This is a genomic window from Brachybacterium halotolerans subsp. kimchii, from assembly GCF_020792675.1.
In the GTDB taxonomy this organism is placed as follows: Bacteria; Actinomycetota; Actinomycetes; order Actinomycetales; family Dermabacteraceae; genus Brachybacterium; species Brachybacterium halotolerans.
In genome coordinates, this window is record NZ_CP086254.1 from 3,101,946 (window position 1) to 3,125,820 (window position 23,875).

Sequence of the window (23,875 nt, forward strand, 5' to 3'; positions counted from 1 at the left end):
GTGGAGGTCCTGTGCATCTGTGGACGGATCCCAGCAGGGTGCAGGACGATGGAGCGCATGGCGTCTGCTTCCTCACCCTCCGAGCCCACACCCACCCGCCGTCGTCGCGGGCCGATCATCGCGGGGATCTCCGCCGTGGTGGTCCTCGCCCTGATCGCCGCCTTCTTCATCGTCCGCGACCGCGCGGGCGACGGGTCGAAGGAGGCGAAGGCGCTGGCCACGGCCCTCGCGAGCGGTGACTTCAGCGGCGTGACGCTCACGGGCACCGATGCCGCCGGCGCGAAGAAGGAGCGCGAGAAAGCCCTCGGCGACCTCCAGGACGCCACCGGGAAGGCACCCAGCGTCGACGTCTCGAAGGTCGAGAAGGGGGACGACGGGACGCGCACGGCGACCCTCGACTGGAGCTGGACCCTCCCGCACGACGCCGGGACCTGGGACTACACCACCACCGCGACCCTCACCGAGGACGGGGACACCTGGGCGACGAGCCTGGATCCCTCCGAGCTCGCCCCTGATCTCACGGCCGACGAGACCGTCTCGCTGCGCACCGTCCAGGGGGACCTCGGCTCGATCACCGACCGCGACGGCGACGACCTCTACGGCCCGCGCGAGGTCCGTGTGCTCGGCATCGACAAGACCCAGGTCGACGCCGACCAGCAGCAGGACGCCGCGAAGAAGCTCGCCGATCTCCTCGGCATCGACGCCGACACCTTCGCCGCCTCCGTGAAGAGCGCGGGGGAGAAGGCCTTCGTCCCCGCCCTCACGATCCGCGAGAGCGCCGTGGACGACTACCCGCTGGGGAAGGCGGCCGACGTCCCCGGGTACCACGAGGAGAAGGAGACCCAGCCGCTCGCGGTCACCAAGGACTTCGCGCCGGGTGTCCTCGGCTCCCTGCGCGAGGCCACGAAGGAAGACATCGATGAGTCCGACGGGAAGATCGTCGAGGGCGACATGGTGGGCAGCGGCGGGGTCGCCGCGGCCGAGCGCGACGCCCTCGTCGGCACCCCGGGCGTCGAGGTCGTCGCGGCGGACGCGAAGACCGGCAAGGAGCGGAAGCTCCACGCGACGGACGCGACCGCGGGCAAGGACGTGCAGACCACCCTCGACACCGACCTGCAGAAGAAGGCCACCGATGCCATCGCGGACCAGGACTCCGCGAGCGCCGTCGTCGTCATGCAGCCATCGACCGGTGACGTCCTGGCCTCCGCGCTCGGCCCGACGGGCCAGTCCTACCCGGTGGGCCTCGTGGGCCAGTACGCGCCGGGCTCGACGTTCAAGACCGTGACCGCGCTGTCCCTGCTGCGCGCGGGCGACACCCCCGATACGACCGTCGAGTGCCCCGCGACCGCGAGCGTCGAGGGGCGGTCCTTCAAGAACGCCGACTCGATGGACAAGAGCCTGTTCGGGAAGATGTCCCTGGCCACCGCGATCGCCCATTCCTGCAACACGGCGATGCTGCTGCAGTACGACACGGTCTCCCAGAAGAAGCTGGCCGACGCCGCGACCACACTGGGCATCGGCCAGGACGCGCCCGAGGGCCTCAGCAGCGCGTTCATGGGGAAGGTCGACCCCGACGACTCGGGCGTCGAGCACGCCGCGGACATGATGGGCCAGGGCCGCGTGCTCACCTCGCCGCTGAGCATGGCGACCGTGCTCTCGAGCATCCAGAACGGCTCCACCGTGCGTCCCCGCATCCTCGCGGACGACGACTCGAAGGCCCCCGATGTCGACAACCCGCTGACGAAGGACGAGACCTCCCAGCTGCAGGACATGCTCCACGGCGTGGTCACCGAGGGCACGCTCAAGAGCACGTTCGGGGATGTGAAGGGCGACCAGATCATCGGCAAGACCGGCACCGCCGAGTGGACCGACGAGAACGGGGACGACAAGCTGCACTCGTGGGTCGTCGTCGCCCAGGGCGATGTGGTCGTGGCGGCCTTCGTCGAGGACGGCGGCTACGGTGCGACCACCGCCGGACCCATCGCCAAGGAGGTCCTGCAGGACGCCCAGAAGCAGGGGTGAGCGCGGGGCCGCGCCGGCCTCGTGCGCGCGCGGCGTCGGCCCCGCGCCCGTTCAGCCGAGGTCGGCGACGATCGCGGCGAGATTGTCCGGAGCGCCCGCCTCGAGCGTCCGACGCGCGAGGTCCTGGACCGTCCGCTCCGGGGAGGCGCCGGCGAGCACCGCTTCGCCGAGCGCCTCCGGGGTCAGGACCGCGTGGATCCCGTCGCTCGTGAGCACCAGCCGGTCACCCGCGGTGAGCGTGCGCGCGATGAGATCGGGCGCCGTGGGAGCGCCGGCAGCGAGCGCGCGGTTCAGCACGGCGCGCCGGGGATCCGCCGCGGCCTCCTCCTCGGTCAGCCGCCCCGCAGCCACCAGCGACGCGACCTGCGTGTGATCCCTGGTCAGCGGCTCGACGTGCTCCTCACGCACGAGCAGGGCCCGGCCGTCCCCGAGATGGGCGAGCACGAGGCGCTCGCCGTCGAGGACCGCCGCGAGGAGGGCCGCGCCGGAGGCGCCGTCGGCCGGGAGCAGATCCGGGAGCGCGGCCCACGCGGACTCGAGCGCGGTGAGGACATCGGAGGCGGGAGGCGTGCCCGCGCCGCCGTCGAGGGCCGTGCGCAGGCCGTCGCCGAGGGCGTCGAGCAGGCGGCCGGAGAGGTCGTCGTCGGCCCCGAAGCCGTCGGCGATCGCGAGCAGAAGGCGCTCGCCCGGCAGGTCCTGGATGTGCACGGCGTCCTGCTGCGTCGCGCGCACGCCGCCCTGCTCGAGGACGTGCGCGATGCGGACGGCGGCGGATGCGGTCGCACTGCGCTCGCCGGAGTGCCCGGTGTGCCCGGTCTGATCAGTGCGCCTGGTGCGTTCGGTGTGGTCGGTGGTCATGGGACTCTCCTCCGTCGGGAGCGTCCGGAGGTCCGTGAGCAGCGAGGCCACCTCGGTGCTGCGGGTGCGGGCGTCGGCCTGCTCCTGCAACCACCAGGAGCGCAGCTCCTGGCCGGCGGCGTCGGCGGGGAGGTCGCAGATCACGCGGATCCGCTCGAGCCCCATGCCGAGTCCCCGCAGACGGGCGATGAGCAGGGCACGCCCCACCTGGTCGGCGCCGTAGCGTCGGTACCCGGTGAACGGGTCCACGTGCCGCGGCGGCAGCAGGTCGGAGGCGTCGTACAGACGCAGTGCCTTCGGGCTGAGCCCGCTGCGGCGGGCCAGCTCCCCGATGCCGAGGAAGTCCTCGGGTGCGATGCGTCCGCGAGCGTCCCGTCCGTCGGTTCCCATCGTGCGGCTCCTCGTCGTGCCGGGCGGTGCGCCCGGGCGTGATGCCCCGGATTCTCCGGTGCGGGGATCTCCCGCACCCCGCACGCTGGTCCCTGCCCCGAGGGGAGGGTCAACGCTCCTGGCCGCGCGCCTCTCCGCGTGCCTCGCCGCGCCGCATCATCCGGCCCACGGTGGAGGCCACCAGACGCGTGGGCAGCACGCGGCGCGTCAGCTGCGCCATCGCGGTGTTCGCCATCCCCGGCACCACGGTCGACGGCGGGTGGCGCCGGGAGAGCGCCTTGAGGGCGGCCTCGACGACCTCGTCGGGCTCCATGCGCGGCAGGCCCGCCGCGGCGGCCTCGCCCGCGACCTCGAAGAACTCGGTCTTCGCGGGGCCGGGGCAGAGGGCGAGCACGCGCAGACCGGCGGAGCGCGACTCCTCCCACAGCGCCTGCGTGAAGTTCAGGACGAAAGCCTTCGAGGCGCCGTAGACGGCGAGGCCGGGGTTCGGCTGGAAGGCGGCGAGACTCGCGAGGTTCACGAGGATCCCGTTCCCGCTCGCCCGCAGGTCCGGGAGGAACGTCGTGGTGAGGTCCACGAGCGCGTCGACGTTCAGGCGCACCATCTCGAGGGTGCGCTCCTCGTCGACCCGGTGCAGGGCGCCGGAGTACCCGAAGCCCGCGTTGTTCACGAGCCCGGTGAGGGTGATGCCGCGCTGAGTGAGGTCGCGGCGCAGCGCGGCCGCGGCGCCCTCGCGCGAGAGATCCATGGTCAGCGTGGTGACGGTGACGCCGTGCGCGGAGCCGATCTGCGAGGCGACCTCGGCGAGGCGGTCGGCGCGGCGGGCGACGAGCACGAGGTCGGCGCCGCGGGCGGCCAGCTGGTGGGCGAACTCGACGCCCAGGCCGGAGCTCGCGCCGGTCACCATCACGGTCGCGTTCTCGAGGTGCAGCGGGCGCATGGGCCGGTCCTTTCGGTGGACGGGGCGGGGGAGGGGATGAGGTGCAGGGGCCGACGGGCCCGGCGGTCAGAGCAGTCCGAGCCGTTCGAGGGCGAGGGCGAAGCCGTTCTCGCTCGGGGGCGGCACCACGAGGTCGGCGTGCTCGAGCAGGGCCGAGGCTCCGCCGTCGATCGCGACCGCGGTGCCGGCGGCCTCGAGCATGCCCAGGTCGTTCATGCCGTCGCCCACGGCGATCGCGGCGGAGACGTCGGCCCCCAGGTGCGCGAGGATCAGCCGCATGCCGTCGGCCTTGTCGACGTCGACCAGCTGGAGCTCCCCGGCGTGGGAGTCGTCGGTCGCCACGGAGTTCGGCAGTGGCCGCAGGGCGGGTCCGATCTCCCGCGCGAGCACCTCCATCGGCACCGGGCTGCCCCACACGGAGATCTTCGCGAAGCGGTGGGCGGTGAGGTCCTCCGGAGTCTGCACGGAGGCGAGGACCTCGCGCGCGTTGCGCTCGGCGCGGCCGCCGTCGGAGAGCCGCGCCCGCATCACCTCCGCGGTGTGCGGGGTCGTGAAGATCGCGTCGGAGGCCTCGAGGGCGAAGCCGACGCCATGGCCCAGCAGCACTTCTGCCGCGCGCCGGCCGACGTCCTCGGGCACCAGGTGGTCGCACAGGCGCTCGCCGCCGATCTCGACGACCGCTCCGGCGCCCGTGATCGCGCCGTCGAAGAGCTCGCGCACCGCGCGCGGCACCATGCAGATCGCACGCCCCGTGCTCAGCAGCACCGTGTGCCCGTTCGCGCGGGCCCGGCGGGTCGCCTCGATGTGGGACTCGGGCACCACGCCGTGGTCGGCGAAGGTGCCGTCGAAGTCGGTGAGGACGATCCGCGGGGAGGCGGCAGCGGGCATGGGGGACTCCTCCACGGATTCGGGATGCGGCGCGAGAGCGCCGATCAGAACGGTAGCAAGAGGCGGGCGTGCCTGCCGGGGCACCACCGCGCGCCGGGCTCGGCCGCACTCGCCTGACCCGACCGCGCTCGTTCGGGCGCCGCCGCTCTCAGAGCGCGGCGGCGGTCTCGACGGCCTGGCGGATGGCGCGCTCGGCGTCGAGCTCGGCGGCGACGTCGGCCCCGCCGATGGCGTGCACGCGCGGCGCGTCCTCGCCCTGCAGGGCGAGCAGCTCGTCGGCGAGGGTGCGCTCGGAGACCTGGCCCGCGCAGATCACGACGGTGTCCACGGCGATCACACTCTCCCGTGCCTCCGGATCCTGTCCTTCGACCCGGTTCTCGCTCCGACTTCCGGGCTGGTCATCGGGCCGTTCCTCGGGCTGCCCGTCGGTGACGTGCAGGCCGGCGGCGTCGATGCTGCGATAGGCGACGCCGCGGTGCTCGATGATCCCGGCGTGGCGCAGCTCGGCCCGGTGCACCCAGCCGGTCGTGCGACCCAGGCCCTTCCCGATCTTCGAGCTCTTGCGCTGGAGCAGGTGCACCTCGCGGGGACGGGCCGGTGCTGCATGGGAATCGGTCAGGACGGAAGAGGGCGTCTCCGTCGCGGGAGGGTCCGCGACGGCGAGGGCCGACGGGGCCCGCCCTGCGGACATGGAGGACGGCGTCGATGCGGCCGACGCGGCGAGGCCGCCGCGGAACGCGGCCGGGTCGGCCATGCCCCAGCGCTCGCGCCAGGCGGGCGGGTCCTCGGTGAGGGACGGTTCGGGAGCGGTGAGGAACTCGGCGACGTCCACGCCGATGCCTCCGGCGCCGATGATGGCGACGCGCTCGCCGACCGCCGTGAGGGCCTCGTGGCGCGGCATCGACAGCAGCTGGGCGTAGCTCAGCACCTGGGGCTCCTCGGCCCCGGCCCGGCTCGTCGTCCGTCCGGCCGTCGTCCCGAATCCGGGAAGATCCAGCACGCGAGGACGCACGCCGGTCGCGATGATCACGTCGTCGAAGCCGCGCAGCGATCCCGCGTCGGGCCGCGTCTCGAGCCGGACGTCCACGCCCTCGGCGACGAGCCGCGACTGCCAGGAGCGCAGCGCCTCGGCGTACGCCTCCTTGCCGGGGATGCGCGAGGCGAACAGGAACTGGCCCCCGATCTGCGAGGACGCCTCGAACAGGGTGACAACGTGGCCGCGCTCCGCCGCGGCGACGGCGGCCTCCAGGCCCGCCGGTCCACCGCCGACGACCGCCACCTTCCGCCGGCGCGGCACCGGGACGGGCAGCAGCGTCAGCTCGGTCTCGCGGGCGGCCCGCGGGTTCACCAGGCAGCTCGCGCGCTCGCCGGAGAACACCTTGTCCAGGCACGCCTGGTTGCAGGAGATGCACGAGACGACCTCGCGCTCGCGGCCGCTCGCGAGCTTCGCGGGCAGCTGCGGGTCGGCGAGGAGCTGGCGCGCCATGGAGACGAGGTCGGCGGAGCCGTCGGCGATCACGGATTCGGCGAGGTGCGGGTCGTGCAGACGGTTGGAGGCGACCACGGGAACGTCGACGCTCTCGCGGAGCCGTCGGCTGACCTCGACGAATGCGCCCGACGGCACGGACGTCGCGATCGTGGGGACGCGGGCCTCGTGCCAGCCGATCCCGGTGGAGAGCACGTCCACGCCGATCTCCTCGAGTGCGTGGGCGAGCGCGAGCGTCTCCTCCCAGTCCTGGCCCTCGGGCACGAGGTCGAGCAGCGAGATGCGGTAGGTGAGCAGGGCGCGCGGACCGATCGCCTCGCGCACGGCCATCGCGACGGCCAGCGGCACCGCGCGGCGGTCCTCGGCCGTGCGCCCGAAGCGGTCACGACGGCGGTTGGTGCGCGGGGCGAGGAACTGGTTGAGCAGGTATCCCTCGGAGCCCATGATCTCGACGCCGTCGTACCCGGCCTCGACGCCCGCCCGCGCGGCCCGCGCGAAGTCGGCGATCGTGCGCCGCACCCCGGCGCGGGTGAGGCCGCGCGCGCGGAAGGGGGTGATCGGGGACTTCCCGGCCGACGGGGCCGCCGCGAGCGGGTGGAAGGAGTACCGGCCCGCGTGCAGGAGCTGCAGGACGATGCGTCCGCCCGCCTCGTGGACGTCCCGGGTGACCAGGCGATGCGCGTCCATCCGGCGCGGCCGGACCTGCGCCCCGTGCGGGGTGAGGCGTCCGCTGAGGTTCGGCGAGTACCCGCCGGTGACGATCAGGCCCACGCCGCCGCGGGCGCGCTCGGCGAGGTGCGCGGCGAGCTTCGGGGCGTCGGCCGCCTCGTCCTCGAGGCCGACGTGCATCGACCCCATGACCAGCCGGTTCGGCACGGTGAACGGGCCCAGATCCAGGGGCGAGAGCAGATGCGGGAAGGAGCCCTGGGCGAGCTCGGGCATGGGGACCTCCGATGGGCCGGTGCGGAGCGACGTCCGATACAGGCTACGGGGACGACGAGGCACACGGGCACAAGCCTCCGTCGAGCTGGGGTCGATCCCGTCGAACCTGGGCATCTCGGCGCGTACCTCCGGGGGAGCCTGCCGAAGCCCGCTCCCGCCGCCGGGCTACGGGATACAGACCGTCCGGTAAAGCGGATGTGGGCGGGGTGCGCGTCCGACAGTGTTCGCGCAACCTCCCTGCACATCAGGGTTCTCGCACGGTCGCGACGCACCGGCACTCCACGGAGGACTGCGAGCTCGAGCAGACCGGTCTTTACAGGGGGTGGCCCTCCCCATAGCGTGGGTCGTATGGCTGGATACACGACCACCGATCCGACAACGGGACGAACGATCAGGGAATATGACGGCCTGGACGAGGCAGGGGTGGAGAGGACCTTGTCGCAGTCGGCCGACGCATACTCGGAATGGCGGGCCAAGGAGGCGGCAGAGCGCGCCGCGATCCTCGAGCGTGCCGCCGATGCCTACGACGAGCGGCAGGAGGAGCTCGGTCGACTGATCGCCCAAGAGATGGGCAAGCCGCTCGCCCAGGGTATCGGCGAGGCACAGCTCGCGGGGTCGATCTACCGTTGGTACGCGACGCACGGTCCCGAGATCCTCCGGAGCGAGCAGCTCGACCCCCAGGGTGCACAGGAGTCCCTGGTCCAGACGGAGCCGATCGGCCCCCTCATCGGGGTGATGCCGTGGAACTTCCCCTACTACCAGGTCGCGCGCTTCGCGGCCCCGAATCTGATCGCGGGGAACACGATCATCCTCAAACATGCCGAGATCTGTGCGGCATCGTCGACGGTCATGGCGGATATCCTTCACGAAGCGGGTGCCCCTGACGGTGTCTATGCGAATGTCTTCGCCGGTCACGAACAGATCGCTGACATGATTGCCGACCCGCGGGTGCGTGGGGTGTCTCTCACGGGGAGCGAGCGTGCCGGCGCGTCGATCGCCGAGACGGCCGGGAAGAACCTCAAGAAGGTCGTGCTGGAGCTGGGTGGCTCCGACCCCCTCATCGTCCTCGAGGACGCGAACATCGACGAGGTCGCCCGCACCGCCGCCACGGCTCGGCTCTCCAATGCCGGCCAGGCCTGCAACTCGCCCAAGCGGATGATCGTGCCCCGACACCAGGCGCAACAGTTCACCTCGAGGGTCATCGCGTCGTTCGAACAGGCTGTCGTGGGCGACCCGACCGATGAGAGCGTTGACGTGGGTCCGCTGTCCTCCGTCGGCGCGCGGGATACCGTCGTCGAGCAGGTGTCACGTGCCGTGGAGCAGGGCGCGCACCTGCACGTCGGGGGTGAGGCGATCGAGGGCGACGGCGCGTTCATGCGTCCAGCCGTCCTTTCGGGCGTGACGCCGGAGATGGACGCCTATTCCGAGGAGATCTTCGGCCCCGTCGCCGTGATCCACGAGTACGGTCCCATCGATCAGGCAGTGCAGCTGGCGAACGACGTGCCGTTCGGGCTGAGCGGATCCGTGTGGGGTGCCGACCTCGAGCGCGCGAAGGAGGTCGCAGACAGACTCCAGGTCGGTATGGCCTACATCAACGAGCACGGTACGACCCTTGCGGGGCTTCCGTTCGGTGGGGTCAAGCGCTCCGGATTCGGCCGGGAGCTGGGTCGCTGGGGCATGGGGGAGTTCGTCAACACTCGCCTGCGTCGCACCTCCGCTGCCTGATCATCGGCTGCAGAGCGAGCCGTCGACCGCGCCTTACGGGTGGTCGACGGCTCCGTGCGCCTCTTGCAGGTAAATCCGTGGACGCCCTGCTCACCGCATGGTCGACTGGCGCTCATGGAGATCACCGTCCGCCCGCTGAATGTCGACGAGCCCGGCATGCTCGAGCAGCTGAACGCGCTCGACGAGGCCAACGACCGCGACCTCTTCGGCGCGGTGGACAAGCACACCGTCGCCCAGCGCCGCGCGATCCTCGCCGACACCCCCTACTGGACCAAGCACCGCTGGATCGCGGAGGTCGAGCCGATGGACGGCGGCGCGAGCGTCGTCGGCCTGTGCACGGTCCACCTGGCGCTGGAGGAGAACCTCGACGCCGTGGATCTGGGCCTCGCCGTCCATCCCGCCTATCGCGGGCACGGCGTCGCGACCGCCATGATCGAGCAGGCCCTGCTGCCCGCGGTCGCCGACTCCGACCGCCACCAGGTCTCGTACTGGGGCGAGATTCCGGCGCAGGGCGACCCCGATGATCCCGCGCTGCCCACCCGGCGGATCGCCGCGCGTATGGGCCTGGAGCGGCGGACGATGGGCGTGTGCCGGACCCTGACGCTGCCCGTGCCCGAGGACCTGCTCGACGAGCTGGCCGCCGAGGCCGCCGAGAAGGCCGGTGACTATGAGATCCGCCTGTGGGACGACGCGGTCCCCGAGGAGCACCTCGAGTCCTTCGGCGTCGTGCTGCGCCAGCTCGACCTCGACGATCCCGACGAGGACTTCGAGTCCGAGGCGCCGCAGTACACGCCCGAGCGGATCCGCACCTTCGAGAAGCGCCGCGCCGACGCCGGCACCCGCGTGCTGATCGCGGTCGCCCTCGCGCCCGACGGCTCGATCGCTGCGCACAGCGAGATCCACGTCCAGGGATCCGCGGGGACGACCGTCGGCTGGCAGGAGAACACCCTGGTCATGCCCGGTCATCGCGGACATCGCCTGGGCCTGGCACTGAAGGTCGCGAACCATCGCCGCTTGAGCCAGGCGTTCCCGGAGCTGCGGCGCCTGGTCACCTGGAACTCGCATGTGAACCCCTGGATGATCAGCATCAACGAGAAGCTCGGCTTCGAGATCGCCTTCCGCGAGATCGGCTTCCAGGGCGAGGCGCGCGCCGACGGGGCCTGATGCACAGGTGAACGGGCGGCGAACACGCTCGTCGGCCACAGGTCCCGCCCGTACGATCACAACGTGTCCCCCGCATCGCAGGCCCGCTCCCGCCGCGCTCGCCGAGACCGGCGCTCGCCGCTGATCCTCGCCGCGCTGGGTTCGGTCGGGCTCGTGGCGGGCGTCCTCGCCGCGGGCGAGGTGTTCTCCGCCCGCGCGGCCCGCGCCGAGCGCGCACAGCTCGAGGGGCCTTATCCCGACCGCGCGCGTCCCGATGAGGGGCCGACGGGCGATCTCGGGGGCCTCCGCGAGGTCATGGTGGTGCTCGGCTATGGCAATCCCGGCCGGCGCATCAACGCGGTGAACCGCTGGCGGGTCGACGTGGGTCTGCGCTCCCGGGACCCGCAGGCCACGAGCAGCCTGCTCGTGATGGCCGGCGGGGCCGTGCACGGTGAGGTCTCCGAGGCCGAGCACATGGCCCGCTTCGCCCGGTCCGAGCGCGGCTACGCCGGGCCCCTCGTCCTCGAGGACGAGAGCGTCACGACCTGGGAGAACGTGCGCAACGTGCTGCCACTCCTCGAGGACGCCGATCGCATCGTGCTCGCGAGCGACCCCCTGCACTCGGTGCGCGCCGAGGGCTTCCTGCGCACCCTGCGCCCCGATCTCGCCGCCCGCCTCGCGCCCGCCGAGGGCAATCGGCTCGGAGAGCAGATCCTGCGCAAGCCCGCCTTCGTCGTGATGGGACTGGAGGGTCTGCGGCGCGCACGCCGCGACGGTCTCATGGCGTGAGTGCCAGGGACGACGGGACCCGGGACCGACGGGACCCGGGACCGACGGGCCGACGAGAAAATCCCTTGCCCGCTGCTCGCGCCGTTGCTAATGTGCTCGCAGCGGCACGGGTCCGGCAGTGGGCCGGTGCCCCGCGAACGTCCGTCGCGGAGATCCCCGTCGCGGACACGTCCTCCACGCAGGGAGCAGTCAGCATGCGCAGCCGGCACGCGGAAAGCGGGGCGGCCCTCGGGGCCTCCTCTGCGAGATCCGCGCGCCTCCGCTGACCTGGACTCTCCCGACCACCCGCGCTCCGGCACGCCGGGCGCTCCGTGAGGACTCACCCATGCGCACTCTGACCGAATCCATCATCCGCAGCTCCTTCGTCAACGCCAGCAAGGGCGACGCCTCGCGCGCTCAGGTGCCCGACCTCTCGGGGATCGACTTCGAGAACCTCGACTACCTGGGCTGGCACGATGCCAAGCGCCCGCGGCAGCACTACGTCGCCCTCGAGGTCGGCGACGAGACCGTGTGCCTGCTGCTGCGCGGCGCCGAGCAGCCCGCCGCTCGCAAGATGCTGTGCGGCTGGTGCGAGGACGTCGTCGACGGCGTCGCCGCGGCCTCCTTCGTGGCCCCGCGTGCCGGCGCGCGCGGCCGACGCGGCAACTCCATCGGCACCTCGGTGTGCGCCGACTTCCGGTGCTCGCGCAACGTGCGCCGCGAGCCGGCGGCCTTCGAGGTGCGATCGCAGGACCCCGCCCTGCTCGCCTATCACCGCGAGCAGCGGATCGCCGGTCTGCGCGCGCGGGTCGAGGCCTTCGCCCGCGCCGTGATGGCCGCCTGAGCACGAGCCGTCGAGCCTGTCGGGATCAGTCCAGCACCTGATCCGCGAGCAGGCGCCGGAGGGTCGTGCGTCCCAGCTCGGCCATCGCAGGCAGCGTGCTCCGGTAGTACCAGACCAGGCCCAGCGCCTGCTCGAGCGCCCAGGCGGCCCCGCGCGCCCACTGCAGGTCCGATGCCCCCAGCTGCTCACGCAGCACGGCCCGCCGCTCGGCGTCGAGCAGATGCCAGGCGACCACGAGCTCCAGCGCGGGATCGGCGGGACCGAACCCGCCCGTGTCCAGCACGCCGACCAGGCGCGGCTCGACAGCGGCGCCATCGACGAGGAGGTTCGCGGGGATCAGATCGCCGTGGCACAGGGCGTCGGGGCCCTCGCGCGGGAGCGAGCGGGCGCGCTCCCACATGCGTCGCAGATCGTCGACCGGGAGCAGACCTTCGCTGCGATGGAGGCAGTGGGCGACCCAGTCGTCGTGATCGGGCAGGCGGCCGCCCCGTCCGGTGCCGGAGAACCGGCGCTCGCCGACGTCCCCCTCCCTGAGCGCCCAGATCAGCGAGGCGAGCTGCCGGGCGACGGACGCGGAGCACTCGATCCCGCGCGGCGTCGTCGGGACTCCCGGCGCCCAGGTCTGCAGGGACCAGGGGAGCGGGAACCCGGGGCCCTGCGCTCCGACCCCGTGCGGGACGGGGGCGGCCACGGGGCTCGCGAGGGCGAACTCGGCCATGGCGCGCTGCTCGTCCTCGAGGTCGCGGCGCACCTGCGCCGGGTCGGCCCGACGGCGGGGGAACCGCGCCGCGAGGGAGTCGCCGATCCGCACGATGTGGCTTGTCGTCCCCGCGGCGGGCAGGACGCGGACGGGGCATCCGGCGAGGTCGGGTCGCATGCCGACGATGCACGCGGCGGCCACGTCGGCCGACAGCGGGATCTCGTCCTCGTGCATGCTCATCCCGCGGAGGGTACGGGCCTGCACGGGGCCGGTCCATCGGTTATCCGGTCGTCGTCCGCGTCCACCGTCCCCGCCCGCCGTCCTGGACTCCCGCGCCTCGCCGCGAGAGGATCAAGGGGAGAGTGGAGGCGGGGCGCGAGGACGCGCAGCCCGCACGCGCCGAGCACCGATCCGCGAGGAGGACCCGATGATCCGGGACGGCAAGTGGGTCGACGGCGCCATCGAAGAGGCCATGGCCCGCGGGGACTTCGACGATCTCCCCGGCAGCGGGAAGCCTCTGAAGCTGCCCACCCATCACGATCCCGACTGGTGGATCAAGCAGCGCATCGCCGAGGGCGAGGTCGACCCCGCGGCCCTGCTGCCCACGGTCGTGCTGCTGCGCCGCGAGTACGCCGCGCGCGACGAGACCCTCGTCGAGCTCCCCGACGAGGACGCGGTCCGCGCCTATGCCGAGGAGTTCACGGGCCGGGTGATGGACGACCGGCTCGAGCACCCCATGGCCCGCATGATCTCTCCGACCCTCGAGACCGACGAGGCCCTCGCGCGCTGGCGAGAGCTCCGCGCCGCCCGCGCGGAGCAGGAGCGCGCGGACCTCGCGGCCGCCCGTGCCCGGTCCGCCGCAGCGCCTCCGCGGACCTCCTGGTGGCGAAGGCTCCTGGGGCGAGGGGATGCGGGTCACGAGGCCTCTCCGGGGACGCCCGCCGACCGGTAGTCGCCCGTAGACTCACAGCATGTCCCCGGTTCGTCTGGTCGCCTCCGATCTGGATGGCACTCTGCTCGACGATGCGGGCGCCCTCACCGAGCGCACCGCCCGCACCTGGCGGGCCCTGTGGGACCACGACATCGAGACCGTGCTGGTCACGGCGCGCCCGCCGCGCTGGGTCGATGCCCTGGCCGGGATCACGGGCGCCCACGGCGTGGTGCTCTGCCTGAACGGGGCCTTCGTCTACGACGCGGCGAACCGCCGGGTGCGCAGCCATCACGCGATCGCACCGGAGACGGTCCGTGAGATCGCCGCGCGGCTTCGGCAGATCCCCGGCATCCGCTTCAGCGCGGAGCTCGCGGGAGGCGCCCACCGCGAGCCCGACTATCTCGGCGGCACTCCCGCCGGGGTGCTGCGCACCGAGGCGGCGTCCGTCGGCCCCATCGAGGAGGTGCCCGGCCCCGTCGGAAAGCTCCTGGCCCGCAGCGACGAGCTGGGGGAGCGGGAGTTCCTGGCGCGGGTGCGCGTGCTCCTCGGCGACATGGCGCTGCTGTCGACCTCGTGCGAGGGCGGCCTCGCCGAGATCGGCCCGTCGGGCGTGACCAAGGCGCGGGCGCTGGAGGTGTGGAGCGCGGACCTCGGCATCGCGGCAGGCGAGGTGTGGGCCTTCGGCGACATGCCCAACGACATCCCGATGCTGGAGTGGGCCGGAACCGGCTGGGCCGTCGCGAACGCACACCCGGACGTACTCGCGGTCGCCGACCGCGTGTGCGCCGAGAACAGCGCGGACGGCGTCGCCGAGGCGCTCGATTCCCTGCTGCCGGAGCCTGCCGGGGCGTGACCGGAGGAGCGTGGCCCTCGGGTCAGTCCATGCCCTGGGCGACGCGCTCCCGCACCGCCCGCACCGCCTCCGCATCGCCCGTGATCTCCACGCTCTGCGGGCCGTCCGCGAGCACGTCCAGCGCGCGCTCCCGGCCCCACAGCCAGAGGTAGAGCGCGAGGGCGCGGCCGCTCGCGCTCGCGCGGGGAAGGCGGCCGACGGCGTCGGCCGGGCCGTCCCCGAGGGTCTGCGGCGCCGTCGTCCCGTCCGCGGGCAGCGGGCGGGCGAGCAGCTGCGAGAACTCCTCGCCGTCGCGCGGGCGGGTCCCGTGCCAGCGGGCGATCTCGACCTCGATGCCGTCGTCGGTGCTGTCGGGGTCGGCCCCGGTGGTGCCGTCGCCGTCGTCCTGACCGTCCCGCACCTGCAGGCAGAGCACGGCCAGCGGCTCGACCTCCGCCCACTCGGGGATCCAGTCCCAGCTCCCGGCCCACATCACGCCGACCGCGTGGTCGATGCCGTCGGTCGCGACATCCTCGCTGATCGCGGTCACCGGCAGGTTCGCGGTGAGCTGCGCGTCGACCCGGTGCACCGTCGCCTCGTGGACCTGCATGCGCCGGGTGAAGCCGACGGTCCGGTCGGCGGGGAACCACGACCAGCAGGCCTCGGCCCCGCCGCGCGTGGTGAGCTGCGCGAGGAGCGCGGCGGTGGCCTGCTCGCGGCGTTCGACGAGCTGGTTGCGGGCGCCGGGTCCCTCGGGGCGCGGGGCCTTCGCGGCGTCGACCGCCTCGGCGTCGGCGTCGGTCAGTGCGCCGCTGCCCAGCACGCCGGCCCAGAACTCGTGCACCTCGGTGAGATGCCACAGCAGGTCGACGGCGGTCCAGTCGGGGCAGGTGGGAACGGGGGCGGAGGGGTCCGGTCCGCGCAGTGCATCGGCGAAGCGCTCGGCCTCCTCGGTGATGAGGTCTGTGGCCTGAGTCATGCGTCCAGTCAAGCACTCCGCCGGATACCCGGCAACGCAGTTCAGTCCTGCGCCGAGCTCCTGCGGAGCGCGTCGAGCGTGAGCAGCACGTTCGCCGCCGTCCATGCCAGCGGTGCGACCGCGGCCGGTGAGCCATCGGCGAGGACCTTCTCCGGGAGCGACCCGTCCGGCGTGCGGTGCCGATCGAGCCATCCCAGCAGGTCGTGCGCGCCGTCCGCGTCGCCCGCGCGGGCGAGGCCGAGCGCGAGCAGCGAGGTCGACGGCGTCCAGCTGACCCCGTCGCGGCGCCACCGCGCACCGGGGGCGATGCCTCCGGCGGGCCGCGCGAGCGACGTGCGCAGAGCGCGCAGCTGGTCGGCGCCCACGATGCCGTGGCTCCCGGTCGCATCGAGGAAGGCGAGCGCCGAGTCCGCGCCGCCGCTGCGGGCGCGGCGCTGGAAGCCATGGGGGCCGAAGGTGGAGACGAGGACGCGGCGGAAGGCCGCAGCCCCCGCCGTCCCGGCACTGTCCGCCCCGACGTCGTCCGCCCGGCCTCCCGTCCCCTCGAGCCGTGCGGAGGCCTCGAGGCCCGCGAGGGTCGAGGCCATGATCCCGAGCGTCACCGCGCGCTCGCTGACCTCCCAGTAGTCGGGGGAGACGGGCGGCAGCTGGGTGCCGTCGTCGGTGGCTCGCAGCAGGGCGTCGCGACTGGTGGTGAGCAGGGGGTCGAGCCTGCGGCGTGCCGATGCCCGGGCCCGGCCGGTCTGCGCATCGATCACCTCGGCGGCGGCCCAGAGGGAGAGGCCGGTGCCGTCGAATTGGCGCGGGCGCTCGTCCGGGGCCTCGCCGGTGGTGGGGGAGAACCGGGCCTCGAACCAGCCGTCGGCCGACTGCAGGTCCTGCAGGTGGGCGAGGTGCTCGAGGGCGGTGTCCGCGTGGCCGATGCGCGCGAGCGCGACCGCGCAGAAGGCGGTGTCGCGGGGCCAGATGTACCGCCAGCTCCTCGACCAGCCGGCGACGGGGGCGGGCAGGCCGTCGCTGAGCGCCCAGAGGTCCCAGACCGCCCCGCGCGCGAGGTCGGCGAAGTCCTCGGGGACGTCCGCGAGCCAGGCGGCGGCGCCGTCGACGAATGCCTCTGCCCGACGGGCGGCGGGGGAGTCGGCCGGCGTCCCCGCGAGCAGTCGGGTGCCGGGGACGGCGCGGGGCGCCGCATCGTCGGCCGCGGCCGTCCCGACCGACGACGCGTGCGAGGAGGGTCCGACGAGGCTGCGTCGCCCGTCCCCGTCGAGGGCCACGGTGCTCGAGTACAGGGAGATCCTCGCGTTGCCGGGCAGGTGCGCGCCGAGCAGGCGATGGGCTCCGGCCCCGAGGCCGCCGAGCGCGATCACGGCGCCGCCCGCACCGAGGGTCTGCAGCGCGCGGCGGCGCGTGGGGCGGGGCGCCGGGGTGTCCGGGAGCGCGGCTCCATGCGTCATCGAACCCCCTTCCCTGCTCGGGACAGTATGCCGGAGTGCGATCCCCGGTGCTCCTCGGGCGGTCGCGCCGTACCGTAGGGGCGCATGGGCATCCGCGACCACCTCGACTCCCGCGTCGGCGCCGCCGCCTCACGAGCGCTGCGCGACCTCAACGCACGGCACCCGTGGAACCACAACGACCACTTCCACAGCTGGATCCTGCACGGACTGCCAAGGAGGCGCCGCTCCGCGCTCGACGTCGGCTGCGGCCGGGGCGGTCTGCTCGTCGAGCTCGCTCCGTGGTTCGACCGCGTCGAGGGCATCGACCGCGATCCCGGGATGCGCGAGGCCGCTGTTCGTCGCACCGCGGATCTCCCGCAGGTGAGCATCCCGGAGACGCCGTTCGAGGACCTCGAGGGACCCTACGACCTGATCACGATGATCGCGGTGCTGCACCACCTCGACCTCGAGCAGGCCCTCACCCGGGTGCGCGACCTCCTCGCCCCCGGCGGGCGCTTCCTCTGCGTGGGCCTCGCCCCGCCCACCTCGCTGCGCGACCACGCCTGGGACGTCGCATCGATGGCGACGAACCCGCTGATCGGCGCCGTGAAGCATCCCTGGCCCGCACGGGAGGACCCGGACTCCGCGGCGCGGACCGCGATCCCGGTCAAGGACCCCAGCATCCCGCTCGACGAGCTCGAGCGGCGGGCCGCCCCGATCCTGCCGGGCCTCACCGCGCGGCGTCGGCTGGCCTTCCGCCACACGCTCGCATGGACCAGGCCGGCGTGATGCTCGCGACGACAGGCGGTCGCCCCGCGGCATAGCCTGGCGGGATGAAGAGCTCCACCCGCACCCGGCGATTCCTCACCGTCCTGCTCGCAGGGGCCGGGGTCATGCATTTCGCGAAGCCCGCGCCCTTCGACAGCATCGTCCCGCCGGCGCTGCCCGGCGGGGCGAGGGCCTACACCTATGCCTCGGGCGTCGCGGAGCTCGCGATCGCCGGGATGCTGGCCGCGCGCCCCACCCGGCGCCTGGGCGGGGCGGCGTCGGTCGCCCTGTTCGTGGCGGTGTTCCCCGCGAACGTGCAGATGGCCTGGGACTCCCGGCACGGATCCGCGGTGCGGAAGGCGATCGCCTTCGGGCGCCTGCCCCTGCAGGGCGTGCTCATCGCCCAGGGGGTCAGCGTCGCGCGGGACGGCGCTCCCGCATCGCGATGAGCACCATCGCCGCGGCGGCGACCATCAGCACGACACCCACGCCGGCCGTATAGGCGGCCCCGGAGTCGAAGGCGTCCCGGGCCGAGCGCAGCAGCGCCGCACCGGTGCCGCCGCCCAGAGAGCGGGCCGCGTCGGTCGCGCCGCCCAGGGTCTGCCCGGCGGCGTCGGCCGCCTCGCCCCGCAGGGCCGACGGCACCTCGACGTGCGCCCGGAAGGCCGCGTTGAGGATCGAGCCGAGGATCGCGGTGCCCAGCACCGCGCCGGTCTCGTAGGCGGTCTCCGAGATCGCGGAGGCCGCGCCGGCCCTGCGGGCGGGCACGGCGCTGAGGATCTCGTCGTTCGAGATCGTCTCGGCGGTGCCGACGCCCGCACCGAGCACGGCGAAGGCGAGCACGAGCGCCCCGTCGGACCCGGTCGTGCCGGTGACCAGCACGATCCCGTAGCCGACGGCGTTCATGAGCAGGCCGGCCGCCATCGCGTGCGCGGGCCGGATCCGCGGCACCACGCGCACCACGAGCAGCCCGGTCACGATCGTCACCACGAGCCCCGGCAGCAGCAGGAAGCCGGCCTCCATGGGGGAGCGGCCGCTCACGAGCTGCAGGTGCTGGGAGAGGAAGTAGAGGAACCCGACCAGCGAGAACACGCTCAGCAGGTTCGCCGTGACCGAGGCGCTGAAGGCCGGGATGGTGAACAGGCGCACGTCGAGCATGGGCTCCGCGCGCGTGACCTGGCGGCGCACGAAGGCGACGCCCGCGAGGACCGCGACGCCCGCGGCGAGGACCACGGGGGTGGAGACGCCCGCGTCGGCCGCGGTCTTGATCGCCCAGACGAAGGGCGTCATGGTCGCCATCGCCAGCACGATGCTCAGCGGGTCGACGGGCCCCGGCTGCGGGTCGCGCGACTCGGGGACGAGGATCGGCGCGAGCGCGAGCAGCGGCACCAGCATCGGCAGGGCCAGCAGGAACACGGAGCCCCACCAGAGGTGCTCGAGCAGGAAGCCGCCCAGGATCGGGCCGAGGGCAGCCCCGCCCGAGAAGCCCGCAGCCCACAGGGCGATCGCGGTGCGGCGCTCGCGCGGGTCCTCGAAGATGTTGCGGATCAGCGAGAGCGTCGCGGGCATGAGCATCGAGCCGAACAGGCCCATCGCGGCGCGCAGGCCGATGAGCGCGAGGGCGCTGGGCGCGAAGGCCGCGAGCGCGGAGACGGCTGCGAAGCCGGCGGCGCCGATCAGCAGCAGCCGGCGTCGGCCGATGCGGTCGCCCAGGCTGCCCATCGGCACCAGCAGGCCGGCCAGCAGCAGCGGGTAGACGTCGACGATCCACAGCAGGTCCGTGCCCGAGGGGCGCAGCGCCTTGGAGATCGAGGGCAGCGCGAAGGACAGCACGGTGTTGTCGACCGACACCAGCAGCACGGGGAGCATCAGCACTGCGAGGGCGGCCCAGCGACGCCGCGGCGAGGTCGACGTGCCGATCACCGGGATGGGGCTCGTGATGGTCATGGTCTTCCTCCTTCGAAGCGGTGGACGCGCGGGGCGATCTGGGTGCGCGGCGAGGTCTGGATGCCCGGGGCGCGGGATGGGTGCGGAAGCGGATGCGGGGCCGACGGGCGCGGAGCGCCTCGCGTCGACCCGCCCCAGACTAAACCGTCCAGACGGTACAGTAAACAACGGGGCCTATGGTGTGGGTCATGTCCGCACGTGAAGACGTCCTCGACGCCCTCGAGCAGATCCTCATCCGCGACGGGGAGCGCGCCGCGACCCTCGACGCCGTCGCCGCCCAGGCCGGGGTGTCCAAAGGCGGGCTGCTCTACCACTTCGGCTCCCAGCGGGCCCTCGTGGAGGGTCTCGCCGAGCGGATGCGCGAGCGCGCCGCGCAGGACGTCGAGCTCATGGCCGAGGCGCCCGACGGTCCCTCCGCCTACTTCGTGCGCACCTCCGTCTTCGAGGACACCCCCTTCGACCGCACGCTCGTAGCCGCGACCCGCCTCTCCGGCAGGGACGAAGCGCCCGTGCACCAGGCCTTCGCCGACATGCGCGAGGGATGGCTCGCGCTGATCCGCGAGGAGGTCGGCGACGACGCCCGGGCCGAGGCGATCATGCTGATCGGCGATGGGCTCTACTACAACGCCGTGCTCGACCCCGCCTTCCAGGCGGGCGACGTGGTGCGGGCGAAGGCCATGGAGGGACTGCTCGGCGTGGTCGCACAGCTGCGGGACGGCACCGCGTGAGGGCGCGTCCGTGGTGAGCGCGGGGCCCGGGTGACGGCCGCCGAGCCGCCGGGAGCGGGCCCCCGGCACGGACCCGCACTTCTGCTGTCCTCGCTCGCGCTGGTCCTGCTGCTCGCCTCGACCTGGATCCTCGTCGCCGTCGCGCTGCAGGATGCGCCGGTCCCGCTCGTCTCCGCGGGCCGCAGCATCTTCGTCGTGATGGGGCTCGGCGTCCTCGCGGCCCTCGCCTCCCGCGGTCGGAGGGCCGACGGCGATCCGTCGTCCGGGGCCTTGTCAGACCCTGCGGCGACGTCCGACCCCGCGGCGACGGCCGTGCCGGAGATGCCCGCGCGCACCACGGTGCTGCTCGCGCTCGCCGGGGTCACCGGCTACACGATCGCCTCGACGGCGGCCATCGCCCTGGCCGGCCCCGACATGCCCGCGCTGATCCTCACGCTGGGCCCGGCGGTGGTGCTGGCGATGGAGGCCGCGAGCGGTGCGGGGCGGGCGCATCGGCGTGAGATCGCGGCGACGCTCGCCGCGGTCGCCGCGACGGCGCTCTACGTCGCGGCGCGACCAGATGGCGGGCACGGCGGCGGCGCCGGGGTCGGCGGCGAGCATCCCGTCGCCGGGGCGGCCTGCGCCCTCGCGGCGATGCTCCTCATCTCCTGGTACGGCGTCGCCTTCGCCCGTGCGAACCGCGGGTTCCGCGGGTCGATGGCCCGCAGGATCCTCCCGATCCATGGGATCGGAGTGGTCCCGCTGATGCTCTGGGCTCTCCTCGCGATGCTCGGCGGCGACCGCCTGACGCTGCGCGCGCTGCTCGTGCTGGTGGCCCTCGGGATCGTGGTCTACGTGCCGGTCTACCTGCTGCAGGCCCGGATCATCGTGCGGGCCGGGGCGACCTTCAACGCGCTCCTGGGGCTCGCCGTCCCGATCCTCGTGGGCGTCGTCTCGACGCTGCTCGGGATGACGGCGCCGCCGGGGCTCCTGCAGTGGTGCGCGGGCCTGGCCGCCCTCGCGGCGATGGGGGTCGTCGTCATCTCGCGGACCCGCGCATCCGGCTGATCGGGGTCGCCGGACGGACTCAGGACTGCATGCCCTGTACCGAGCTGAGGATCGCCTGGGCGGCGTCCTCGAGCGACTGGCTGCCGAAGTAGTAGGCCTGGGAGAGCCGGGTGAAGTCGTCGGAGAAGCCGACGCCGGAGGTGGGCGTGACCCGCGGGGTGGGGGCGACCTCCTTCTGCACGTCCCGCGCGAAGTCCAGGCAGACGGTCTCGATCTCGTCGAGGTCCGGCTCGATCTCGTCCTGCACCTCGGGGAACCCCGTCACACCGCGCTCGATCTTCAGGGCCTTGGCGGCGCCGGGATCGGTGAGCAGGAAGTCCATGAGCAGGCCCGCATTCTGCGCCGACCGGGACCGCGACGAGATCGACCAGTACATCGACGCCTTGTTCACCATGCGAGGGCTCCCGCTGGTGAGGGCGGGCAGGCGCCACAGCGTCATGTGCGCTTTCGACGAGGTCTGGAACGTCTGGATCTGCGTATGGAACTGCAGGTGGAATGCGGATCTGCCGGTGCCGAACAGCCCCTGTTCGACGCCCGCCGCGGTGTCCTCGATCTGCGCCGAGACGGAGGGGACGGCGCGGGCGTCGACGAGCTTCTTCGAGTAGTCCAGGAACGAGGCGATCGTGTCCAGGCTGACCAGGGTCTCGTCGGATCGCGGGAACACCTGCTCGCCGGACTGGCGCGCCCACGCCGCGAGCTGGTCACCGCCCTGACCGAAGCCGTCCAGGCCCACGATGTCCTTGCCCTCGTCGGCCGCCCACTCGCTGATCTGCGCGGACGTCTGCATGAGGTCGTCCCAGGTCCACGACGTGTCCTCGGGTGCATCGACTCCCGACGCCTCGAGGATGTCGGAGTTCACCCCGACCGACAGGATGCCCGTGCCCAGAGGCGCGCCGACGAGCGTCCCGTTCTCGAGGCGGCCCGTGTCCAGCAGGCTCTTCTCCATGCCGGAGAGATCCAGGACGTCCCCGAGCGTCTCCAGGTCGAGCAGGGCGCCGCGGGTCCCGTAGGAGTCGATGTACTTCTCGTCCATCTGCAGGAGGTCCGGCATGCTCCCGCCCGAGGTCTGGGTCGCGAGCTTGTCCCAGTACCCGGTCCACTCGCTGTACTCGGGCGTGACCGTGATGCCGCTGTGGGAGCCCTTGAAGAGGTCGAATGCCTGCTGCGTCAGCTCATGGCGCAGATCGCCGCCCCACCAGTAGGTGCGCACCGTGTCCGGATCGCTGTTCGACCTCGACGGGAGGTTCGGTCCGCAGGCGCTCAGCGTCGATGCCGAGCCCAGGGAGGCGAGGAGCAGCAGGGTCTGGCGGCGGCTGAGCATGCGGGGCTCCGTTCCGAAGATGTCGCTGCCGGCGGGGGTGCCGGAGTCGTCTCGATCATGCGGTGCCCGTCGTGGCGGGCCCGCGGGTGAGGAGTCGTCGGCGCGTCCCCATGGGATGAGCATGGTCGTCGGCCCGCGCATCATCAAGGACGGCCCGAGTCCTGGGCGGCGGACCGCGCCGCCGCGCCTCCGCACCGCCGCATCGGGGACGCTGAGTGCCGCCGCGCCGGCCGCTCGATCGATCGCGCGGCCGGCACCGCTCAGCGCCGCCACATGTCCCACGGGCGGTCGCCGGGACGGAAGCCGACGTGCTCGAGCATGGCTGCCGCTTCGCGGAAGCCTCCGGCGATGCCCTCCGGCACATGGGCGTCGCTGCCGAAGGCGACGGCGCGGCCTCCCTCCTCCGCCCACCACTGCGGCATCCAGGGCCACAGGCGCCGGGTGTTCATCTCGAGCGCCCGTCCGGTCGCGGCGAGCGACCGCATCACCGAGCGGAAGCCCTCCTCGAACGCACGCGGATCGAACGGGCCCGCGATCTCGGCCGGCCAGGACCTCACCGCGTAGTCGATGTGCGTGAGCACCTCGAAGGTCTCCGATCCCTCGACCATGCGAGGGATCTCCGCGAGGTAGGAGTCCATGACATCGGCGGGGGAGCGGTGACGGTAGAGGGTCGTCGGCTCCGTGCGGTCCTCGCTCCCGCCGCCCTCGGGGAAAGGGAGGGTGTGCAGCGAGCCGTTCACGCGATCGAACCGTCCGCGGGAGAGGAGACCGGCTGCGAGATCGTCGTGCAGGTGCGGCTGTCCGTACTCGATTCCCGTGAGGATCGTGAGCTCCGGGAACCGTGTGCGGCACCGCTCGATGTTCTCGAGGTAGCCCTCGAGGTCGAAGGACGGGACGTGCACGTACCCGTCGCCGCCGACATACCTGTCGGCATGACCGCCCAGATCGCCCCGTTCGGCCCGCCAGGACGGGTCCAGGTCCACGTGCTCGGTGAACACGAGCGCCGGGAGCCCGATCCGCACCGCCTGTGCGCAGGTGCGATCCATGCGCCCCGGCGCGTCGGGATCGGAGCCGCTGTCCCACGACCATTCGCTGTGGACATGCGCGTCGGCGGGCAGAGGGGTGCGGCGGTCGTCGTGAGCTGCGGAAGGCGCCATGGCTCGAGCATGGCGGGTCCGCCGGG

At 73.2% G+C, this 23,875-nt stretch carries 21 protein-coding genes; 11 read left to right on the top strand and 10 right to left on the bottom strand.

Going from position 1 to position 23,875, the window contains the following annotated elements; genetic code table 11:
- The first annotated feature begins 57 nt into the window (after positions 1-57).
- Positions 58-2,022 (top strand): penicillin-binding transpeptidase domain-containing protein, encoded by a 1,965-nt coding sequence (locus Bra3105_RS13910; protein WP_228357311.1) that lies wholly within the window; start codon positions 58-60, stop codon positions 2,020-2,022.
- A gap of 51 nt (positions 2,023-2,073) precedes the next feature.
- On the opposite strand, the gene Bra3105_RS13915 is transcribed toward Bra3105_RS13910, so the two are convergent.
- From Bra3105_RS13915 to Bra3105_RS13930, 4 genes are all read right to left on the bottom strand, one after another.
- Positions 2,074-3,270 (bottom strand): MerR family transcriptional regulator, encoded by a 1,197-nt coding sequence (locus tag Bra3105_RS13915; protein ID WP_228357312.1) that lies wholly within the window; start codon positions 3,268-3,270, stop codon positions 2,074-2,076.
- Positions 3,271-3,379: 109 nt separating this feature from the next.
- Complete coding sequence (locus tag Bra3105_RS13920; RefSeq protein WP_200502409.1) at positions 3,380-4,210, bottom strand: SDR family NAD(P)-dependent oxidoreductase; 831 nt, start codon at positions 4,208-4,210, stop codon at positions 3,380-3,382.
- Positions 4,211-4,276: 66 nt separating this feature from the next.
- A complete protein-coding gene (locus Bra3105_RS13925; RefSeq protein WP_228357313.1) occupies positions 4,277-5,098 on the bottom strand; it encodes an HAD-IIB family hydrolase in 822 nt (273 codons plus the stop codon).
- Positions 5,099-5,246: 148 nt separating this feature from the next.
- Positions 5,247-7,526: an NADPH-dependent 2,4-dienoyl-CoA reductase gene (locus Bra3105_RS13930; protein ID WP_228357314.1), complete on the bottom strand. Its 2,280-nt coding sequence runs from the start codon at positions 7,524-7,526 to the stop codon at positions 5,247-5,249.
- Positions 7,527-7,874: 348 nt separating this feature from the next.
- Here Bra3105_RS13930 and Bra3105_RS13935 point away from each other — a divergent pair, with 348 nt between their 5' ends.
- From Bra3105_RS13935 to Bra3105_RS13950, 4 genes are all read left to right on the top strand, one after another.
- Complete coding sequence (locus tag Bra3105_RS13935; protein WP_228357315.1) at positions 7,875-9,251, top strand: NAD-dependent succinate-semialdehyde dehydrogenase; 1,377 nt, start codon at positions 7,875-7,877, stop codon at positions 9,249-9,251.
- A 114-nt stretch (positions 9,252-9,365) separates the two neighbouring features.
- Positions 9,366-10,415 (top strand): GNAT family N-acetyltransferase, encoded by a 1,050-nt coding sequence (locus tag Bra3105_RS13940; RefSeq protein ID WP_228357316.1) that lies wholly within the window; start codon positions 9,366-9,368, stop codon positions 10,413-10,415.
- Between the two features lie 63 nt (positions 10,416-10,478).
- Positions 10,479-11,183, top strand: coding sequence for a YdcF family protein (locus Bra3105_RS13945; protein ID WP_228357317.1), 705 nt, complete (start codon positions 10,479-10,481; stop codon positions 11,181-11,183).
- 325 nt (positions 11,184-11,508) lie between these two features.
- The gene (locus Bra3105_RS13950; protein WP_228357318.1) at positions 11,509-12,006 is read left to right on the top strand and encodes an FBP domain-containing protein; all 498 of its coding nucleotides are present in this window, start codon (positions 11,509-11,511) and stop codon (positions 12,004-12,006) included.
- A gap of 25 nt (positions 12,007-12,031) precedes the next feature.
- Here the strand turns inward: Bra3105_RS13950 and Bra3105_RS13955 are convergent, their stop codons facing one another.
- Positions 12,032-12,946: a phosphotransferase gene (locus tag Bra3105_RS13955; protein WP_228357319.1), complete on the bottom strand. Its 915-nt coding sequence runs from the start codon at positions 12,944-12,946 to the stop codon at positions 12,032-12,034.
- 187 nt (positions 12,947-13,133) lie between these two features.
- On the opposite strand from Bra3105_RS13955, the gene Bra3105_RS13960 reads away from it, so the two are divergent.
- Positions 13,134-13,658, top strand: coding sequence for a DnaJ family domain-containing protein (locus Bra3105_RS13960; protein ID WP_228357320.1), 525 nt, complete (start codon positions 13,134-13,136; stop codon positions 13,656-13,658).
- A 19-nt stretch (positions 13,659-13,677) separates the two neighbouring features.
- Positions 13,678-14,490, top strand: a complete 813-nt coding sequence (locus Bra3105_RS13965; protein ID WP_228357321.1) for an HAD family hydrolase — start codon at positions 13,678-13,680, stop codon at positions 14,488-14,490.
- 22 nt (positions 14,491-14,512) lie between these two features.
- On the opposite strand, the gene Bra3105_RS13970 is transcribed toward Bra3105_RS13965, so the two are convergent.
- Both Bra3105_RS13970 and Bra3105_RS13975 read right to left on the bottom strand, forming a co-directional pair.
- Positions 14,513-15,448 (bottom strand): maleylpyruvate isomerase N-terminal domain-containing protein, encoded by a 936-nt coding sequence (locus Bra3105_RS13970; protein ID WP_228357322.1) that lies wholly within the window; start codon positions 15,446-15,448, stop codon positions 14,513-14,515.
- Between the two features lie 41 nt (positions 15,449-15,489).
- A complete protein-coding gene (locus tag Bra3105_RS13975; protein ID WP_228357323.1) occupies positions 15,490-16,902 on the bottom strand; it encodes a glycoside hydrolase family 15 protein in 1,413 nt (470 codons plus the stop codon).
- 84 nt (positions 16,903-16,986) lie between these two features.
- Here Bra3105_RS13975 and Bra3105_RS13980 point away from each other — a divergent pair, with 84 nt between their 5' ends.
- Together Bra3105_RS13980 and Bra3105_RS13985 are read left to right on the top strand one after the other, a co-directional pair.
- Positions 16,987-17,670, top strand: coding sequence for a class I SAM-dependent methyltransferase (locus tag Bra3105_RS13980; RefSeq protein ID WP_228357324.1), 684 nt, complete (start codon positions 16,987-16,989; stop codon positions 17,668-17,670).
- Between the two features lie 44 nt (positions 17,671-17,714).
- Complete coding sequence (locus tag Bra3105_RS13985) at positions 17,715-18,098, top strand: DoxX family protein (protein WP_228357325.1); 384 nt, start codon at positions 17,715-17,717, stop codon at positions 18,096-18,098.
- Here the strand turns inward: Bra3105_RS13985 and Bra3105_RS13990 are convergent.
- Positions 18,061-19,596, bottom strand: coding sequence for an MFS transporter (locus Bra3105_RS13990; RefSeq protein WP_228357326.1), 1,536 nt, complete (start codon positions 19,594-19,596; stop codon positions 18,061-18,063). The two genes, Bra3105_RS13985 and Bra3105_RS13990, sit on opposite strands and share 38 nt — an antisense overlap.
- 188 nt (positions 19,597-19,784) lie before the next feature.
- Here Bra3105_RS13990 and Bra3105_RS13995 point away from each other — a divergent pair, with 188 nt between their 5' ends.
- Together Bra3105_RS13995 and Bra3105_RS14000 are read left to right on the top strand one after the other, a co-directional pair.
- Entirely contained in the window at positions 19,785-20,324 is a 540-nt protein-coding gene (locus Bra3105_RS13995) for a TetR/AcrR family transcriptional regulator (protein ID WP_228357327.1), read from the top strand.
- Between the two features lie 30 nt (positions 20,325-20,354).
- Positions 20,355-21,371, top strand: coding sequence for a hypothetical protein (locus Bra3105_RS14000; RefSeq protein ID WP_228357328.1), 1,017 nt, complete (start codon positions 20,355-20,357; stop codon positions 21,369-21,371).
- Positions 21,372-21,390: 19 nt separating this feature from the next.
- On the opposite strand, the gene Bra3105_RS14005 is transcribed toward Bra3105_RS14000, so the two are convergent.
- Together Bra3105_RS14005 and Bra3105_RS14010 are read right to left on the bottom strand one after the other, a co-directional pair.
- A complete protein-coding gene (locus tag Bra3105_RS14005) occupies positions 21,391-22,692 on the bottom strand; it encodes an ABC transporter substrate-binding protein (protein ID WP_228357329.1) in 1,302 nt (433 codons plus the stop codon).
- A gap of 260 nt (positions 22,693-22,952) precedes the next feature.
- The gene (locus tag Bra3105_RS14010; RefSeq protein WP_228357330.1) at positions 22,953-23,849 is read right to left on the bottom strand and encodes a PHP domain-containing protein; all 897 of its coding nucleotides are present in this window, start codon (positions 23,847-23,849) and stop codon (positions 22,953-22,955) included.
- Positions 23,850-23,875 lie beyond the last annotated feature (26 nt).

Coding starts and splice junctions, on each gene's coding strand:
- Bra3105_RS13910 (WP_228357311.1), top strand. CDS start 58: ATGGCGTCTGCTTCCTCACCCTCCGAGCCCACACCCACCCGCCGTCGT.
- Bra3105_RS13915 (WP_228357312.1), bottom strand. CDS start 3,270: ATGGGAACCGACGGACGGGACGCTCGCGGACGCATCGCACCCGAGGAC.
- Bra3105_RS13920 (WP_200502409.1), bottom strand. CDS start 4,210: ATGCGCCCGCTGCACCTCGAGAACGCGACCGTGATGGTGACCGGCGCG.
- Bra3105_RS13925 (WP_228357313.1), bottom strand. CDS start 5,098: ATGCCCGCTGCCGCCTCCCCGCGGATCGTCCTCACCGACTTCGACGGC.
- Bra3105_RS13930 (WP_228357314.1), bottom strand. CDS start 7,526: ATGCCCGAGCTCGCCCAGGGCTCCTTCCCGCATCTGCTCTCGCCCCTG.
- Bra3105_RS13935 (WP_228357315.1), top strand. CDS start 7,875: ATGGCTGGATACACGACCACCGATCCGACAACGGGACGAACGATCAGG.
- Bra3105_RS13940 (WP_228357316.1), top strand. CDS start 9,366: ATGGAGATCACCGTCCGCCCGCTGAATGTCGACGAGCCCGGCATGCTC.
- Bra3105_RS13950 (WP_228357318.1), top strand. CDS start 11,509: ATGCGCACTCTGACCGAATCCATCATCCGCAGCTCCTTCGTCAACGCC.
- Bra3105_RS13955 (WP_228357319.1), bottom strand. CDS start 12,946: ATGAGCATGCACGAGGACGAGATCCCGCTGTCGGCCGACGTGGCCGCC.
- Bra3105_RS13960 (WP_228357320.1), top strand. CDS start 13,134: ATGATCCGGGACGGCAAGTGGGTCGACGGCGCCATCGAAGAGGCCATG.
- Bra3105_RS13965 (WP_228357321.1), top strand. CDS start 13,678: ATGTCCCCGGTTCGTCTGGTCGCCTCCGATCTGGATGGCACTCTGCTC.
- Bra3105_RS13970 (WP_228357322.1), bottom strand. CDS start 15,448: ATGACTCAGGCCACAGACCTCATCACCGAGGAGGCCGAGCGCTTCGCC.
- Bra3105_RS13975 (WP_228357323.1), bottom strand. CDS start 16,902: ATGACGCATGGAGCCGCGCTCCCGGACACCCCGGCGCCCCGCCCCACG.
- Bra3105_RS13980 (WP_228357324.1), top strand. CDS start 16,987: ATGGGCATCCGCGACCACCTCGACTCCCGCGTCGGCGCCGCCGCCTCA.
- Bra3105_RS13985 (WP_228357325.1), top strand. CDS start 17,715: ATGAAGAGCTCCACCCGCACCCGGCGATTCCTCACCGTCCTGCTCGCA.
- Bra3105_RS13990 (WP_228357326.1), bottom strand. CDS start 19,596: ATGACCATCACGAGCCCCATCCCGGTGATCGGCACGTCGACCTCGCCG.
- Bra3105_RS13995 (WP_228357327.1), top strand. CDS start 19,785: ATGTCCGCACGTGAAGACGTCCTCGACGCCCTCGAGCAGATCCTCATC.
- Bra3105_RS14005 (WP_228357329.1), bottom strand. CDS start 22,692: ATGCTCAGCCGCCGCCAGACCCTGCTGCTCCTCGCCTCCCTGGGCTCG.
- Bra3105_RS14010 (WP_228357330.1), bottom strand. CDS start 23,849: ATGGCGCCTTCCGCAGCTCACGACGACCGCCGCACCCCTCTGCCCGCC.